Annotated in this window: 14 protein-coding genes; 10 read left to right on the top strand and 4 right to left on the bottom strand. The window is 61.8% G+C overall.

Going from position 1 to position 15781, the window contains the following annotated elements:
• The first annotated feature begins 87 nt into the window (after positions 1-87).
• The 4 genes from hflK (at position 88) to JYU29_RS09260 (ending at position 4251) form a co-directional block, all read left to right on the top strand.
• Positions 88-1314, top strand: coding sequence for an FtsH protease activity modulator HflK (hflK, locus tag JYU29_RS09275; RefSeq protein WP_213984526.1), 1227 nt, complete (start codon positions 88-90; stop codon positions 1312-1314).
• Positions 1314-2339: a protease modulator HflC gene (gene hflC / locus JYU29_RS09270; protein WP_213984525.1), complete on the top strand. Its 1026-nt coding sequence runs from the start codon at positions 1314-1316 to the stop codon at positions 2337-2339. Before hflK ends, hflC begins: the two co-directional genes overlap by 1 nt.
• A gap of 12 nt (positions 2340-2351) precedes the next feature.
• Positions 2352-2537: a DUF2065 domain-containing protein gene (locus tag JYU29_RS09265; protein WP_213984524.1), complete on the top strand. Its 186-nt coding sequence runs from the start codon at positions 2352-2354 to the stop codon at positions 2535-2537.
• Positions 2538-2685: 148 nt separating this feature from the next.
• Positions 2686-4251, top strand: a complete 1566-nt coding sequence (locus tag JYU29_RS09260) for a DegQ family serine endoprotease (RefSeq protein ID WP_213984523.1) — start codon at positions 2686-2688, stop codon at positions 4249-4251.
• 125 nt (positions 4252-4376) lie between these two features.
• Here the strand turns inward: JYU29_RS09260 and JYU29_RS09255 are convergent, their stop codons facing one another.
• Complete coding sequence (locus tag JYU29_RS09255) at positions 4377-4949, bottom strand: GNAT family N-acetyltransferase (protein WP_213984522.1); 573 nt, start codon at positions 4947-4949, stop codon at positions 4377-4379.
• Positions 4946-5833, bottom strand: a complete 888-nt coding sequence (gene serB / locus JYU29_RS09250; RefSeq protein ID WP_213984521.1) for a phosphoserine phosphatase SerB — start codon at positions 5831-5833, stop codon at positions 4946-4948. Before serB ends, JYU29_RS09255 begins: the two co-directional genes overlap by 4 nt.
• Here serB and miaA point away from each other — a divergent pair.
• Complete coding sequence (gene miaA / locus JYU29_RS09245) at positions 5832-6749, top strand: tRNA (adenosine(37)-N6)-dimethylallyltransferase MiaA (RefSeq protein ID WP_213984520.1); 918 nt, start codon at positions 5832-5834, stop codon at positions 6747-6749. The genes serB and miaA overlap by 2 nt on opposite strands.
• A gap of 20 nt (positions 6750-6769) precedes the next feature.
• On the opposite strand, the gene JYU29_RS09240 is transcribed toward miaA, so the two are convergent.
• A complete protein-coding gene (locus tag JYU29_RS09240) occupies positions 6770-8566 on the bottom strand; it encodes an ATP-binding protein (RefSeq protein ID WP_213985013.1) in 1797 nt (598 codons plus the stop codon).
• Between the two features lie 348 nt (positions 8567-8914).
• On the opposite strand from JYU29_RS09240, the gene JYU29_RS09235 reads away from it, so the two are divergent.
• From JYU29_RS09235 to JYU29_RS09220, 4 genes are all read left to right on the top strand, one after another.
• Complete coding sequence (locus tag JYU29_RS09235; RefSeq protein WP_213984519.1) at positions 8915-10696, top strand: acetolactate synthase 3 large subunit; 1782 nt, start codon at positions 8915-8917, stop codon at positions 10694-10696.
• A gap of 34 nt (positions 10697-10730) precedes the next feature.
• A complete protein-coding gene (gene ilvN / locus JYU29_RS09230) occupies positions 10731-11303 on the top strand; it encodes an acetolactate synthase small subunit (protein ID WP_213984518.1) in 573 nt (190 codons plus the stop codon).
• Positions 11304-11388: 85 nt separating this feature from the next.
• Positions 11389-11985, top strand: a complete 597-nt coding sequence (locus JYU29_RS09225; RefSeq protein ID WP_213984517.1) for a LysE family translocator — start codon at positions 11389-11391, stop codon at positions 11983-11985.
• A 62-nt stretch (positions 11986-12047) separates the two neighbouring features.
• Positions 12048-13175 (top strand): ATP-dependent DNA helicase, encoded by a 1128-nt coding sequence (locus tag JYU29_RS09220; RefSeq protein ID WP_213984516.1) that lies wholly within the window; start codon positions 12048-12050, stop codon positions 13173-13175.
• Positions 13176-13197: 22 nt separating this feature from the next.
• Here the strand turns inward: JYU29_RS09220 and JYU29_RS09215 are convergent, their stop codons facing one another.
• Positions 13198-13608, bottom strand: coding sequence for a SpoIIAA family protein (locus tag JYU29_RS09215; RefSeq protein ID WP_213984515.1), 411 nt, complete (start codon positions 13606-13608; stop codon positions 13198-13200).
• A 233-nt stretch (positions 13609-13841) separates the two neighbouring features.
• Here JYU29_RS09215 and JYU29_RS09210 point away from each other — a divergent pair, with 233 nt between their 5' ends.
• Positions 13842-15770 carry a potassium transporter Kup gene (locus JYU29_RS09210; RefSeq protein ID WP_431192844.1) on the top strand — a complete coding sequence of 643 codons (1929 nt, stop codon included), beginning with the start codon at positions 13842-13844 and terminating at the stop codon, positions 15768-15770.
• Positions 15771-15781: the final 11 nt, after the last annotated feature.

Below are 15781 nucleotides of genomic sequence, written 5' to 3'. Positions count from 1 at the left end.
GCGTGGCTGCGGGTGCCTATAGAGGGCTTAAGGGTGTGGTGGAGCGAATAATTCCCCGCAAGCACGGCACGTTTCGAAAGGACTTGAATGCCCTGGAATAATCAGAGCAACGGCGGCGGCGGGCCGTGGGGTGGCGGCAACAATAACAACGGCGGCGGCGGCAACAACAATGGCGGCTCCGGTGGCAATGGCGGCCCTTGGGGACAGGGACCGAACCGACCGAGCGGACCGCAAGGCACGCCGCCCGACCTCGAAGACATCATCCGCCGCGGCCAGGATCGGCTGCGTCGTGCGCTGCCAGGTGGTGGCCGTGGCAACAATGCCGGCGGCGGCAGCGGTCTGGGCAGCGGCAGCCCTGCGCTGTTCGGCCTGATCGCAGTCGTTGTTCTCGTTTTCTGGGCCTTTCAGTCGGTTTACACCGTGCAACCCGATGAAGTGGCCGTCGAACTGCGCTTCGGCAAGCCGAAGGCCGAACTCTCCGAGCCTGGTCTGCATTTCCATTGGTGGCCGATCGAAACGGTGGAAGTCGCCAACATCGCCGAAAAGCTGGTCAACATCGGCGAAGCGCGCGGCGGGCAGAACTCATCCGGCCTGATGCTTTCAGGCGACCAGAACATCGTCGATGTGCGGTTCTCGGTGGCCTACCAGGTTTCGGACCCGATCTCCTATCTCTTCAAGGTTGCCGATCCCGACGAGATGGTGCGGCAGGTGGCCGAAAGCGCGATGCGTGAAGCCGTGGGCCGTCGTCCGGCGCAGGACATCTTCCGTGACGATCGCCAGGGCATCGCCGAGGCTGTTCGCGGGATCATCCAGGGCACGCTCGACCAGTATCAGGCGGGCATCAACGTGAATGCGATTTCGATCGAAGACGCAGCACCGCCGCGTGAAGTGGCCGATGCGTTCGACGAAGTGCAGCGCGCCGAACAGGACGAAGACCGCTTCGTGGAAGAATCTAATCAGTATTCCAACCAGAAGCTCGGCCAGGCACGCGGTCAGGCTGCTCAGCTTCGCGAAGAAGCGGCGGCTTACAAGAACCGTGTCGTGCAGGAAGCTCAGGGTGAGGCGCAGCGCTTCGTCTCGGTCTATGACCAGTATGCGCTGGCACCGGAAGTGACCCGTCAACGCTTGTTCCTTGAAACGATGGAACGCGTTCTGCGCAACTCCAACAAGGTCATCGTCGAGCAGGGTGCAAGCAGCAACGGATCGGGCGTCGTGCCTTACCTGCCGCTGCCGCAGCTGCAGAACCGGCCAGCCGAGGAGGCTCCTCCGCAACCGACCTACAACAATAATCAGGCCACGGGAGGGTCGAACTGATGACGAATCGTCTTCCCGCAATCCTCATCATCGTCGCCGTTCTGGCGCTTCTGCTTTATTCCTCGATCTTCGTGGTGAATGAGCGCCAGCAGGCTATCGTTCTGCGCTTCGGCGAGATCGTGGACGTGAAAACTGAGCCGGGCATCTACTTCAAGGCGCCGTTTGGCTTCCTTGATGCCGATAATGTGCAACTGGTCGACGACCGCATCATGCGCTTCGACCTCGACAATATCCGTGTCCAGGTTTCGGGCGGCAAGTTCTACGAGGTCGACGCCTTCGTGGCCTATCGCATCCAGGATGCACGCACCTTCCGTTCGGCGGTTTCGGGTAGCGTGCAGCTGGCTGAACAGCGCCTGCGCACGCGTTTCGACGCGGCTTTGCGCCGGGTCTACGGTCTGCGCGGCTTCGAGGCAGCGCTTTCGGAAGAGCGCGGCGACATGATGAAGGAGGTCGCCGACCAGCTTCGTCCGGATGCAACCTCGCTCGGTCTTCAGATCACGGATGTCCGCATCCGCCGTACCGATCTGACCCAGGAAGTGTCGCAGCAGACTTATGAACGCATGAAGGCTGAGCGTCTGGCCGAAGCCGAGCGTCTGCGGGCGCGCGGTCGTGAAGCGGCTCAGCGTATTCGTGCGCGCGCCGACCGTGAGGTCGTCGAGATCACGGCCGAAGCGCAGAAGGAATCGGAAATTCTGCGCGGTGAAGGCGAGGGCGAACGCTCGAAGATCTTTGCCGATGCGTTCAGCCGCGATCCGCAGTTCTTCGAGTTCTATCGCTCGATGGCGGCTTACGATCAGGCGCTGAACGGCCAGGGCACGACCATGCTCCTGTCGCCGGATTCGGACTTCTTCCGGTTCTTCCAGAACCCGATGGGGAACGGTGCGGCGCCAGCTAACCCGGCCTCTCCGGCTGCGTCCGGTCCGGCAGCTCAGTCTGCTCCGGCTCAGTCTGCTCCGGCTTCGGCTCCTGAAGCTCCGGCGGAGGCGGCACCTGCGCCTGCTTCGCCGGCACCCGCCGCCCAGTAATCGTTCGCTCGCGTGAACGATTTTCTGGACGCAATCGGCCTCGTTCTGGTGATCGAAGGCCTGGTTTATTGCGGCTTTCCCTTTTTCGCGCGCCGCCTCGCCGAGGAGGTGCGCGGAACATCCGATACGGTGCTGCGGGCTGGCGGTCTGATCGCCATGCTTGCCGGCGTCGTGCTGATCTGGGTCATCCGGGGCTGACGCCTTTCACACAGGATTTATGGGGTGCATGAGAAATGAGGGTCGCAAACGCGCCTCATTTCTCGCAATCATGCACCCCATTGCTTCGCTCGGGATTCTTCTGATCCCCAGCGCTGGATCCAGGATATCGGGTGATCGGAGAAGTGTCATGACGTCAACCGGGGTACGGACCAGCATCCGCCTTCTGACAGCTGTGGCGCTTGTCGCCACCAGCAGCCTTTCACCAGCTTTCGCGCAGCCGGCAGCGCCCGCCGTGCCGCCTGCTGCACCCGCTCCAAGCGTTCCACAGGGGCAGCCGGCGCAGCCGTCGCCGATCCAGGGGCCGGCCTCCGTTGCCGATCTTGCCGAAGATCTGCTTGGCGCCGTTGTGAACATCTCGACCTCCCAGCATGTGACGGGGACGGAAGGGGATGGTCCCGTTCCGATGCCGGAACTGCCGGAAGGTTCGCCGTTCCAGGACTTCTTCGACGACTTCTTCAAGAACCGCGAAGGCCAGAACCAGGGGCCGCGCGACGTGCAGTCGCTCGGCTCGGGCTTCGTGATCGATGCGAAAGAAGGCATCGTGGTCACCAACAACCATGTGATCGCCGATGCCGACGCGATCGAGGTGATCTTTGCCGATGGCGGCAAGCTCAAGGCCGAGCTTCTTGGCCGCGACACCAAAACCGATCTGGCCGTGTTGAAGGTCGATCCGGCGGCGCGCAAGCTAACATCGGTTCAGTTCGGCGATTCCGACCAGATGCGGATCGGCGACTGGGTGATGGCCGTCGGCAACCCGTTTGGTCTCGGCGGAACCGTGACGGTCGGCATCATCTCGGCGCGCAATCGCGACATCAATTCCGGCCCCTATGACGACTTCATCCAGACCGATGCCGCCATCAATCGCGGCAATTCGGGCGGTCCGCTGTTCAACATGCGCGGTGAGGTCATCGGCATCAACACGGCCATCATCTCGCCCTCGGGCGGCTCGATCGGCATCGGCTTCTCGATTCCGGCCAAGATGGCGTCGAGCGTTGTGTCGCAGATCCGTGAATTCGGTGAAACGCGGCGCGGATGGCTGGGCGTGCGCATCCAGCCGGTGACCGACGACATTGCCGAAAGCCTGAACATGGACCGCGCGCATGGCGCGCTCGTTGCCGGCATCATCAAGGGTGGACCTGTCGATAATGGCGTGATCCAGCCGGGCGATGTGGTGCTGAAGTTCGATGGCAAGGAAGTCCGCGAAATGCGCGACCTGCCGCGCGTCGTGGCCGATAGCCCGGTGGGCAAGGCGGTCGACGTGGTGATCGTGCGCAAGGGTGTCGAGCAGACGGTACAGGTAACCCTGGGCCGGCTGGAAGACAGCGAAGAAATGGATGTTGCCGAGGGCACCGACGCACCGGAAGCCGAAGCGGAACAGCCGGACGCAGTCGAAAATGCCGCCACACTGGGCATGACGATCGGTGAGCTGACCGACGAACAGCGCGAGGCGTTTTCGATCGCCAAGGAAGTTTCCGGCGTCCTGATTACGGAAGTCGCCGAAGGGTCGGCTGCGAGCGAGAAGGGCATTGAGCCTGGCGAAGTGATCACCGAGATCGGGCAGGAATCGGTGTCATCACCGAAGGATGTGCTCGATCGTGTTCAAAGGCTGAAGGAGCAGGGGCGCAAGAACGCGCTTCTGATGCTGGCCTCAAAGACCGGCGAGCTTCGCTTCGTGACGTTGCGTATCGAGTAAGGCTCACAGGCTTTACCGAGGCCCAGCAAGCCTATGGGGCGCTGGGCTGTTTCGCTTTTTGGGACGGTTGCGTAAGCGCTACCGTCCTGCTTTAGCGACTTCAAAGATCGAGTCTGGAAGAGGGCTCAAGTGCCTGCTTCCCTTGTCTTCTTCCAGTCCGTGCGGCTCAGCCGATAAAGCGCATGACGCTTGAGATGCGGGTGGGTTTCGGGCACGTCGTCATGGTCGAAGTCACCGGCTTCGTCATGCACCATGCCGATACGCTCCATGACCGCCAGCGACCAGGTGTTGGATGCGACGGCGAAGGAGATGATCTCCTCCAGGCCGACTTCCTCGAATCCGAAGCGCAGCCATTCGCGCGCAGCTTCGGTGGCATAGCCTTTGCCCCAGGTGTTGCGCTTGAGGCGCCAGCCAATTTCAGTGGCATCGGGTGACAGATGCACGATGCTCGGATTTTTGCGGATGCCGACAAAGCCGACGGTCTCGCCGGTCTGCGCGAGTTCCACGGCGGCGAAGCCGTAACCATCGCGATCGATCTCGGATTTTAGGCGATCCATCACAGCATCCGACTCGTCTCGGTCGCGGCGCATGGGAAAGAAGCGCATGACTTCGGGGTCGGAGTTGATCTCGTGGAAGAGCTCGCGGTCGCGATCTTCCCAATTGCGCAGGATCAGGCGTCTGGTGCGGAGCGGTTTCACGAAACGAAATCCGATTGGCTGTAGCCCTGGAGATAGAGCAGGGCGGTGAGGTCGCCATGGTCGATGCGGATGGATGCCTGTTCGGCGACGGTCGGCTTGGCATGCAAGGCGACGCCGCTGCCGGCGAGCTGGATCATGCCGAGATCGTTGGCGCCGTCTCCGACGGCAAGCGCGTCGTCGAGCGTTACGCCGCGTTGCGTGACGATTTCCTGCAGCGCTTGCGCCTTGGCTTCGCGGCCAAGGATCGGCTCGGCGACCAGTCCGGAGAAGCGGCCATCTTCGGAAAGCAGAGTGTTGGCGCGGTTTTCATCGAAGCCAAGCTTTGCGGCAATCGGGTTGGTGAAATCGAGAAAGCCGCCGGAGATCAGCGCGGTGTGGGCGCCATTGGCGTGCATGGTCGCCACAAGCGTTCGGCCGCCGGATGCAAGATGGATGCGGCTGTCGATCACCTTAGCGATGACGCTGGTTTCCAGACCCTTCAGCAAGGCGACGCGCTCGCGCAAAGCAGGCTCGAATGCGATCTCGCCGTTCATGGCGCGGGCGGTGATGGCGGCGACGTGCTCCTTCAAGCCGACTTCGGCTGCCAGCTCGTCGATGCATTCCTGATCGATCATCGTCGAATCCATGTCGGCGATGAGGACTTTCTTCCTGCGGTTTTCCGCAGTCTGCACTATGATGTCGACGGGGTGATCGGCTAGAGCTTCACGGCCGAGGCGTTCGATGGCGTGCTTGTCGAGGTCGGCCGCAGGCGTGAGATCGCAGGCGACGCTTTCGCTAAGCCAGGTTGCCGGACCGGCACCGATCGCTTCCGCAACGCGGCCGGTAAGTTCGGCAGTGAGGGTTGGGCGCGCGGGATGACAAACGAGTGTGACGACGAGGGACATGAGCGTTTCGGCTGACAGTTCGAGGACGGCGGCAGGCTTGATCCGCAATGCAACCCTGATAGCGGGGCCGACTGCCAGCGGCAAGTCGGCGCTGGCCCTGCGGCTGGCGCGCGCTAACGGGGCGCTCATCGTCAACGCCGACTCCATGCAGGTTTACGACGTGCTGCGGGTCGTGACGGCGCGCCCCGGCGAGGCCGATCTCGGCCAAGCGCCGCATCGGCTTTACGGGCATGTTGCGCCGACAATTGCGTTCTCGACGGGGTCGTGGTTGCGCGATGTCGCGGCACTGGCTGCGCGAGACGGTGAACGGCCCCTGATTTTCGTTGGGGGCACGGGGCTTTATTTCCGTGCTCTGGTGGAGGGGTTCGCCGAAATGCCGACGATCCCGCCGCATATTCGCGATCGCTGGCGTTACAAGCTGCACGAAGAGGGGCCTGACAAGCTCCATCGCATCCTGCGCGCCGAAGATCCCAAGATGGCTGCCGCGCTGCGTCCCGGCGACGGGCAGCGGATCGTGCGGGCGCTCGAAGTGCTGGAAACGTCGGGTCGGTCGATTTCCGAATGGCAGGCGGATAGCAGACCAGCCTTGATCGATCGGGCGAGTGCGTCGTTCCAGGTCATCGAACCAGACCGCGCGGTGCTGGTGGAGCGGATCAATCGGCGCTTCGATCGTATGGTGGAAGAGGGCGCGCTGGATGAGGTGGCCGCGCTGCTTGCGCTCGATCCCGATCCGGCTGTGCCTGCGATGAAGGCGATCGGCGTGCGCGAGCTTGGCGAAGTGCTGGCCGACCGCATGCCACTGGCGGATGCGATTGAGCGTGCCAAGATCGCGACAAGACAATATGCGCGGCGGCAATCGACCTGGTTCCGCAACCAGTTCGGGCCGGAATGGCAGCGGATTTCCGGCTTCGAGTAGGCGCCTGGTCGGGCCGCGCGCTAAAGCTTGCCGAAGCGGGTGTCCGTTGCGCGGCGCAGATACAGCGAGGGTTCGCGATCGCGGTCTGCCGGAGCGGACATGCGCTCGGCTGCGGACGGTAACGGCTCCGAGCTCCTTGTTTCGCTGGCCGTGCCCTGATCCGGTTGCTGGGTCGCGCGCAGACGATGGATGATGCGTGCGAGATCGACGTCGTCGCTGTGACCGGTGTCGTCGTCGTCGCCATTATGGTGGCCGGGCAAGAGCCGGGCCGGCTGTTCTTCAAAGGTCAGGCGCATCGTGGTGGCAACGCCTTCGCCGAAGGCGATCGCTTCGCGCTGGCCCATCGACGACAGGAAGGACAGGGTGGAGGCAGACGAGTCCGAGATTGCCGAGCGGATGATCGCCTTGTCGTGCTCGTTGGCGAGCCGCATGGCAAAGATCGTCGAGCATTGCGACAGGATGGTCGCGTCAAGCTCGCCCGGGCGCTGCGTGACGACGCCGAGATAACAGCCATATTTGCGGCCTTCCTTGGCGATGCGCGACAAAGCGTGGCGCACGGGCGCGAAGCCGAGAGCCGGATCGGACGGCATGTAGCGGTGGGCTTCCTCGCACAGAACGAGGATCTTCAGCTTGTTTTCGCTGCCTTCTGCCAGATCGAAGGCGAGGCGGGCCAGAACCGAGCACACGGCATTGACTACTTCCGACGGCATGCCGGCCATGGAAAAGCAGGTGATCGGCTTGCCTTCATGCGGCACGCGGAACACGCTGCCGATTGCGCGATGCAGCGTGTCTTCGATCAGGTGCGAGGCGAACATGAAACGATAGCGCGGATCCGCTACCGCCGCATCGATGCGGGCGCGCAACGAGCGCAGAACGGGGCGCATGTCCTTGCTGTCCAGCATGCCCAGACGCTCGTCGAGCTGTCGGGTGATGTCGGCGATTCTGTAGGGGATCGGCGTATCGGCGGTGATGCCGCCATTATCGCTGGAGCGACGCACGAGGCCGGCTTGCGCACCGGCACGATAGTTCTGCTTGGCTTGTGGAATGAGCTCGCGCAGAAGATCGACTTCGTTCGTGTCCGGTGCTCGACCGCGAAACAGCACTTCCGCCAGCTCTTCGAGCCGGAACATCCAGAAGGGCAGGTCGAGGCTGGACAGATCGATGCGGTGCGCCTGACCGGGGAAAGCAGTGGCGAATTCGTTGTGCGGGTCGAAGATCAGCACGCGCAGATCGGGACGCGCGGCGACTGCCTTGCGAACCAGAAGCGACACGGCCGTTGATTTGCCCACGCCACTCGTGCCGACAACCGCGAAATGCCGGTTGAGACAATCGTCGATGGCGACGCTGACATCGATGGACGCATCCTGGCTGAGCGTGCCGACCGAAATGGCGCGGCGGCCGCCCAAATCATAAAGGGCTTCAAGATCACGACCGCGAATGCGATGGGCATTTGCACCGAGATGCGGATAGGTGGTGATACCGCGGTTGAAGACAGGACCTGCCGGCGTGTCGCGCACTTCGCCGACGAGCTCGATCTTGACGTTGATGGCGTTCTCCGCGCCCGTTTCCCAAGTCGGCGCGGCGGTCGCGATTTCATAGACGAAGCCGACGGTGCGGATGTCGCCGAGATTAACGGAGATCATCCGCCCGACCGTCCAATGCGAAGCTTGGTCGGCATCATCGGCTCTTGCCGCGATCACCGCTTGCGCGCCGTCACAGGCGATGATGCGGCCGAGAATGCGCGTATCCGGTTGTTGCTGGGCGCGGCGCTCCTGCAGCGTTGCCCCGTTATACGGCAAGTGTGTTCCGGCGATCATCATCAGCTTCGCGTTTGTCCTGTCAGCGGCTTAGCGAAGCGGGGTTAAGGCAGGGTTGGGCTTATTTGTTGTATGCCGAATATCGCGACACTTTCTCACCGAACCGGCCCGGCACTTTCTCCTCAAACCGGCCCGGCACTTTCTTGTTAAACAGGATTGACGCTTCGGAAAGATGCCTCTACGGTCCGTCACCATGACAACAGCACTCATTCTCGTAGTAGGAAGGCGCGTGGGCAAGGCGGTGTAACCGCCGGGCGAAAGCACCCCATGCGCATCACGAAGGCTCCCTCGGGGGCCTTTTTTATTGCCTCGATTTCACACGACATACGGCTAAGAAGCGGGACGACAATGACCAGCGAAGACAGCGGCAAACGCGAAATGACCGGCGCGGAGATGGTGGTTCAGGCGCTCAAGGATAACGGCGTCAAGCACCTCTTCGGCTATCCGGGCGGCGCCGTTCTGCCGATTTACGACGAGCTGTTCCAGCAGGACGAGATCCAGCACATCCTCGTTCGCCACGAGCAGGGCGCCGGACACGCAGCCGAAGGCTATGCAAGGGCAACCGGAAAGGCCGGCGTGATGCTGGTGACTTCCGGCCCCGGTGCAACCAATGCCGTGACGCCGTTGCAGGACGCGCTTCTCGACTCGATCCCGCTGGTCTGCATCTCGGGCCAGGTTCCCACCGGTTTGATCGGCTCCGATGCGTTTCAGGAAGCCGATACGGTCGGCATCACGCGTCCGTGCACCAAGCATAACTGGCTGGTGCGCGATGTGAACGACCTCGCGGCCATCCTGCACGAAGCCTTCCACATCGCGACGACGGGGCGTCCGGGTCCGGTTCTGGTGGACGTGCCAAAGGACGTGCAGTTCGCCACTGGCACCTATACGCCGCCGCAGCTGGCTCCGCGCACGTCTTATCGCCCGAAGGTCCAGGGGGATCTGGAAGCGGTGAAACAGGCGATCGCCCTGATGGCGACGGCCAAGAAGCCGGTGATCTATTCGGGCGGCGGCGTCATCAATTCGGGTTCGGAAGCCAGCCAGTTGCTGCGCGAACTGGTGGAACTGACCGGCTTCCCGATCACGTCGACGCTGATGGGTCTCGGTGCTTATCCTGCTTCGGGTGACAACTGGCTCGGCATGCTCGGCATGCACGGCTCGTATGAAGCCAACATGGTGATGCATGATTGCGATGTCATGCTGTGCGTCGGTGCGCGCTTCGACGATCGCATCACCGGCCGTTTGGACGCGTTTGCGCCGAACTCGCGCAAGATCCACATCGACATCGATCCGTCTTCGATCAACAAGAACGTGCATGTCGAGGTTCCGATCATCGGCGATGTCGGCCGCGTGCTCGAAGACATGGTGCGCTTGTGGCGCGCTTCGGGCCAGACTGACCGCAAGGCGCTCGCGCCATGGTGGGAGCAGATCCAGCGCTGGCGCGCACGCGACAGTTTCGCTTTCCGTGAGAACCGCGACGTGATCATGCCGCAGCATGCGGTGCGCCGTTTGTATGAACTGACCAAGGGTCCGAACACCTACATCACGACGGAAGTCGGCCAGCACCAGATGTGGGCCGCCCAGCATTACGGCTTCGATCAGCCGAACCGCTGGATGACCTCCGGTGGTCTGGGCACGATGGGCTATGGTTTGCCGGCAGCTCTCGGCGTGCAGATCGCGCACCCAGACGCGCTCGTGATCGATATTGCCGGTGACGCTTCCGTGCAGATGACGATGCAGGAAATGTCCACGGCCGTTCAATATGAAGCGCCAATCAAGATCTTTATCTTGAACAACCAGTATATGGGCATGGTCCGGCAGTGGCAGCAGCTGCTCCACGGCAACCGGCTGTCGCATTCCTATACCGAGGCGATGCCGGACTTCGTGAAGCTGGCGGAGGCTTACGGTGGTCACGGCATTCGCTGCGACAAGCCGGATGAGCTCGACGATGCGATCAACGAGATGGTGTCGGTGAAGAAGCCGGTTCTGTTTGATTGCCGCGTTGCCAATCTCACCAATTGCTTCCCCATGATCCCGTCGGGCAAGGCGCATAACGAGATGCTGTTGCCGGACGAGGCGACGGATGAAGCGGTGGCGAATGCGATCGACGCCAAGGGCAAGATGCTGGTTTGAAACCGGCGCGGATCAAGAACAGAGACTGTTTATCATGAATGCCCATCTTCAGCCGACCGGTTCGGCCTATTTCATCCAGAAGTCGCTCGAAAAGCCGGTCAGCCACACGCTGTCCGTGCTGGTCGATAACGAGCCAGGCGTGCTTGCACGCGTGATCGGCCTGTTTTCCGGACGTGGCTACAACATCGAGAGCCTGACCGTTTCGGAAACCGAGCATCAGAGCCATCTGTCGCGCATCACGATCGTGACGCGCGGCACGCCGCATGTCATCGATCAGATCCGCCATCAGCTCGAGCGCATCGTGCCGGTGCATCGGGTGGTGGATCTCTCCAACCGCGCTGCCGAACTTGGCCAGGAAAAGCCGCTCGAGCGCGAACTGGCCTTGGTCAAGGTGTGCGGCACGGGTGAGGAGCGCATGGAAGCGCTGCGTCTGGCGGAAGCGTTTCGTGCCAGCGTGATCGACGCCAACACCGAGCACTTCATCTTCGAGATTACCGGCCGTGTTTCGAAGATCGAGCAGTTCATCGCGATCATGCAGCCGCTCGGTCTGGTGGAAGTCTGCCGAACTGGCGTTGCGGCCATGAATCGCGGCCCGCAGGGCATGTAAGCGCTCACCTTCATTCTTCTGCCATTCAAACAAAGCGTTGGCATGGCTTTGCCAGCGCTTGGCTCCTCGTGCCGAGACCACAGCCATGCCGCTTAGCAGTTTCCTGCCGCTGATCATCTACGGCTTCGTGAGCTCAATCACGCCGGGGCCCAACAATTTCATGTTGCTGGCATCAGGCGTCAACTTCGGCTTTCGGCGCTCGATCCCGCATATTCTCGGCATCGGCGCTGGTTTCCTGTCGCTGATGCTGGGTGTCGGCTTCGGCCTTGGCGCGCTGTTGAGCGCCTTTCCGCCCTTGCATCTCCTGTTGAAGATTGTGGGCGGGGCGTATCTTCTTTATCTGGCCTGGAAGATCGCCAGTTCACGCACGCTCGGCAGCGCGAAGGAAACGCGGCCGCAGCCCATGACCTTCCTGCAGGCGGCGGCTTTTCAGTGGGTCAACGTCAAGGCCTGGGTGATGGCGATCGGCGCCATGTCGATCTACGCCAATCCCGATGCGCCGTTTGTGTCGGCTGTCTTGATCGCCAGCACGGTCGCTTTGGTGAACCTGCCTTGCGTTTCGACCTGGGCAGGATGTGGTGTGGCCCTGCGCGGTTTCCTGGCAGATCCCGTACGTTTGAAGTGGTTCAACATCGCCATGGGCCTGATGCTCGCCGCAACGCTGTGGCCGATGTTGCAGTGAAGGCTTCAGGATGAAGCCATGCGAGACTTGCCCTTGGCGCGCGAATCCGCTCTGACCCGTTCATGAAATTTTCTCCGCAACAGGATGAAGCGCTGCAGGCGGTTGCGCGCTGGATGAAGTCCGGCAAACCGCAGATCTTTCGCCTGTTTGGCTATGCCGGCACAGGCAAGACGACGCTTGCGCGGCATTTCGCAGAGAATGTCGACGGCAGTGTCCAGTTCGCGGCCTTCACCGGCAAGGCGGCGCAGGTGCTCCGCTCCAAGGGCGCAAGCAATGCGCGGACCATCCACTCGTTGATCTATCGCCCGCGCGGCGAGGAGGCGGTGGAGAACGAGGACACCGGCAAGACGTCGATGTCGCCGACCTTCGCGCTGAACCGCCAATCACCGGTTGCGAAGGCGAAGCTGATCATCGTCGATGAATGTTCGATGGTGGACGAGGCGCTTGGACGCGATCTCATGAGCTTCGGCACGCCGATCCTGGTGCTTGGCGATCCCGGCCAGCTGCCGCCGATCTCCGGTGGCGGGTTCTTCACCGAGCATGAGCCGGATCATCTGCTCACCGAAATCCACCGTCAGGCCCGTGACAATCCGATCATCCAGCTTGCTCTCGATGTGCGCGAAGGCAAGGAGTTCATGTATGGCGACTTCGGCGCTGCGCAGGTGATCAGCAAGGATGAGGTCACGCAGGACCTTGTTCTCGGTGCCGATCAGGTGCTTGTCGGCACGAACCGGACGCGGCGCCGCTACAATGCCCGGTTGCGCGAGTTGAAGGGGTTTACGGGTGCAACCCCGCAGGCCGGCGACAAGCTGGTTTGCTTGCGCAACGACCCGTCGAAGGGTCTGCTGAACGGGTCTTTGTGGAAAGTGATGACGGCGTCGCGCGAAACGGCGAAGCCCGGGGTCAATTTGCTGGTGACGCCGGAAGAAGATGATCCGGATCGCGGCGTGGCCAAGATCAAGCTGCTCAAGGCTGCGTTCGAGACGCCGGACGAGGAAATCTCCTGGCAGCAGAAGAAGCGGTTCGACGATTTCGACTATGGTTATGCGCTGACCGTGCACAAGTCGCAGGGTTCGCAGTGGAACAACGTCGTGTTGTTCGACGAAAGCTGGGCGTTCAAGGATACGCGCCAGCGCTGGTTGTATACGGCCGTGACGCGCGCGGCCGAGCGGCTGACGGTGGTGCGCTGAGACGCAGCACCGTCGCGCTCGATCAGATGTCGAGCGGCTGTGGGGTTGCGCCGATCCAGGCCCAGGCTTCCTGTTCTTCGTTTTCCTCGAAGCGCTTCAACTCGACATCGATCGAAGGCGCGAAGAAGCCGCTGAAGTGGGACACCCAGTCCGGGCCGCCGATCGAAGCGCATTTGCGGATATGCGCGTTGGCGTGTTCCTGGCCTTCCTTTTTCGTTTCTTCAGACAATTCCGACCAGTCTACGCCTTCGTAGTTGGTGAAGTGCACGAGCACGTCGATGCGCGGGTGCAGCGCATAAGCGCCTTCCAAGAGGCCATATAGGTTTTCCAGATCAGCCGCCGAAACATGGTTGGCGATCTCGCAAGCGAAGACATCGCTACGGTCTGTTTCGATCCGCCGAACGTTAGGCACGGCAGTAAGTGAAGAAGGCATCGTGTCTCCTCGTGTTTCCCGTTATGGGTCGCAATGCGGGAAACAGCACCGCGTTCCCGTCGATCGATCGTGTAAAGCTTGAACCTAAATAGGTCATCTTCGTTGATGAGCCAGCGTTGATCCATCGGTCATGCAGTGTTGCGCCCGTTTCTGTTTATGGGCACATCCCATGATCTCGATTGATCTTGCGTGAAAGCAGGCGTAAGAGCCCGCCCGCCCGGAAGGAGGGCTTCATGAGCATTGAAGAGACTGCAGGCTCTGCTTCTACCCCACAGGCGGCCGCGCCGCACAAGGTGGAGGGACATGGCGAGCAGAGACTGCCTATCCTGATGCTCGGTGCGCTGGGCGTCGTTTACGGCGACATCGGCACGAGCCCGATCTATGCCTTTCGCGAGGCGCTGCGGGCGTCTGCCGGCGGCGAGATCGCGACGCGCGAGGACATTCTGGGCGTGTTGTCCCTGATCGTCTGGGCGCTGACGATCATCGTGACGATCAAATACATTCTGTTCGTGCTGCGCGCCGACAACCGGGGCGAGGGCGGTACGCTGTCCTTGATGGCGCTGGTGCGCTCGACCTTCGCCAACCGGCCGGCCTTGCTGCTCTTCATCGGCATGGTGGGCGCATCGCTGTTTTACGGTGACGCCGTGATCACGCCGGCGATTTCCGTTCTGTCGGCCGTTGAAGGCATGAACACGGTGACGGCGAGCTTCCAGCCCTATGTCGTTCCGATCACGCTGGTGATCCTGGCGATGGTGTTCTACGTGCAGCGCTTCGGCACGGCCAAGGTCGCCATCATCTTTGGTCCGGTGACGGCAATATGGTTCCTGGCGATCGGAGCCTCCGGCCTCGTTCACATCGCCGACGACGTTGAAATCCTCTACGCGATCAACCCCTATTACATCGTGATCTTTTTGATCGACTCGCCGGCGGTGGCCTTTGTGACGATCGGCGCGGTATTTCTGGCGGTAACGGGAGCGGAAGCGCTTTATGCTGACCTCGGCCATTTCGGCCGCAAGCCGATCGTGATGGCTTGGCTTGTCATGGTGTTTCCGTGCCTGCTGTTGAACTATTTCGGGCAGGGCGCCTTCGTGCTTTCCCATGGCGGCGCGATCGGTCATCCGTTCTTCGAGATGAACGAAGGCTGGGCCTTGGTGCCGATGGTGCTGCTGGCGACGGCGGCTACCGTGATTGCCAGCCAGGCGGTGATTTCCGGCGCGTTTTCGCTGACGCGGCAGGCGGTGCAGCTCAACATGCTGCCGCGGCTTGAGGTCCAGCATACGTCCGCCGAACAGTCCGGGCAGATCTATATGCCGCGCGTCAACACTCTGCTGGGCATCGTGGTGTTCATGCTGGTGATCGGCTTCCAGGAGTCGAGCGAACTCGCTTCGGCCTATGGTATCTCGGTGACCGGCAACATGATGATCACCACGGTGCTCTTGTTCGTGGTCATGCTGCGGATCTGGAAGTGGCCGCTGGCTGCTGCCGTGGGTGCGACCGTGGTATTCCTGTCGATCGACATCGCCTTCTTCGTGTCGAACATCGTGAAGGTGTTCGACGGCGGCTGGTCATCGATCCTGGTGGCGGTGACGGTCGTGACACTGATGGCGACATGGGTGCTCGGCAGCCGCGCCTTGTTCGACAAGACGCGCAAGAACGAGGTGCCGCTCGACTTCTTTATCGAGCAGCTGGCCAAGAAGCCGCCGACGCTGGTGCCGGGAACGGCGGTGTTCCTGACGGCCGATCCTCAGCGCACCCCGACCGCACTTCTGCATAGCCTCAAGCACTACAAGGTGTTGCACGAAAAGAACGTGATCCTGTCCGTGGTGACGGCGCAGACACCGCGTGTGCCGGAAAGCGAACGGGCGCAGATCGAGCAGCTCAATCCGCTGTTCATGCGGGTATCGCTGACCTTTGGCTATATGGAACGGCCCAACATTCCGCGCGCGCTGGCGATCTGCCGCAAGCTCGGTTGGAAGTTCGACATCATGACGACGTCCTTCTTCTTGTCGCGGCGTTCGTTGAAGATTTCGGCGAACTCCACGCTGCCGCAATGGCAGGACCGGTTGTTCATCACCATGGCGCGCTCGGCTTCCGACGCGACCGAATATTTCCAGATCCCCACAGGCCGTGTGGTGGAAATCGGCACGCAGGTGGCGGTTTAGGTCGTCACGGG

Source organism: Tianweitania aestuarii (assembly GCF_018457165.1).
GTDB classification, from domain to species: domain Bacteria; phylum Pseudomonadota; class Alphaproteobacteria; order Rhizobiales; family Rhizobiaceae; genus Tianweitania; species Tianweitania aestuarii.
This window is presented reverse-complemented; position numbering and strand designations above follow the sequence as displayed.

Excerpts from the sequence above, each read along its gene's own strand:
- JYU29_RS09210 (WP_431192844.1), top strand. The coding sequence starts at position 13,842 with ATGAGCATTGAAGAGACTGCAGGCTCTGCTTCTACCCCACAGGCGGCC.
- serB (WP_213984521.1), bottom strand. The coding sequence starts at position 5,833 with ATGTCCCTCGTCGTCACACTCGTTTGTCATCCCGCGCGCCCAACCCTC.
- JYU29_RS09240 (WP_213985013.1), bottom strand. The coding sequence starts at position 8,566 with ATGATCGCCGGAACACACTTGCCGTATAACGGGGCAACGCTGCAGGAG.
- JYU29_RS09260 (WP_213984523.1), top strand. The coding sequence starts at position 2,686 with ATGACGTCAACCGGGGTACGGACCAGCATCCGCCTTCTGACAGCTGTG.
- miaA (WP_213984520.1), top strand. The coding sequence starts at position 5,832 with ATGAGCGTTTCGGCTGACAGTTCGAGGACGGCGGCAGGCTTGATCCGC.
- hflK (WP_213984526.1), top strand. The coding sequence starts at position 88 with ATGCCCTGGAATAATCAGAGCAACGGCGGCGGCGGGCCGTGGGGTGGC.
- JYU29_RS09225 (WP_213984517.1), top strand. The coding sequence starts at position 11,389 with ATGCCGCTTAGCAGTTTCCTGCCGCTGATCATCTACGGCTTCGTGAGC.
- JYU29_RS09215 (WP_213984515.1), bottom strand. The coding sequence starts at position 13,608 with ATGCCTTCTTCACTTACTGCCGTGCCTAACGTTCGGCGGATCGAAACA.
- JYU29_RS09235 (WP_213984519.1), top strand. The coding sequence starts at position 8,915 with ATGACCAGCGAAGACAGCGGCAAACGCGAAATGACCGGCGCGGAGATG.
- JYU29_RS09220 (WP_213984516.1), top strand. The coding sequence starts at position 12,048 with ATGAAATTTTCTCCGCAACAGGATGAAGCGCTGCAGGCGGTTGCGCGC.
- ilvN (WP_213984518.1), top strand. The coding sequence starts at position 10,731 with ATGAATGCCCATCTTCAGCCGACCGGTTCGGCCTATTTCATCCAGAAG.
- hflC (WP_213984525.1), top strand. The coding sequence starts at position 1,314 with ATGACGAATCGTCTTCCCGCAATCCTCATCATCGTCGCCGTTCTGGCG.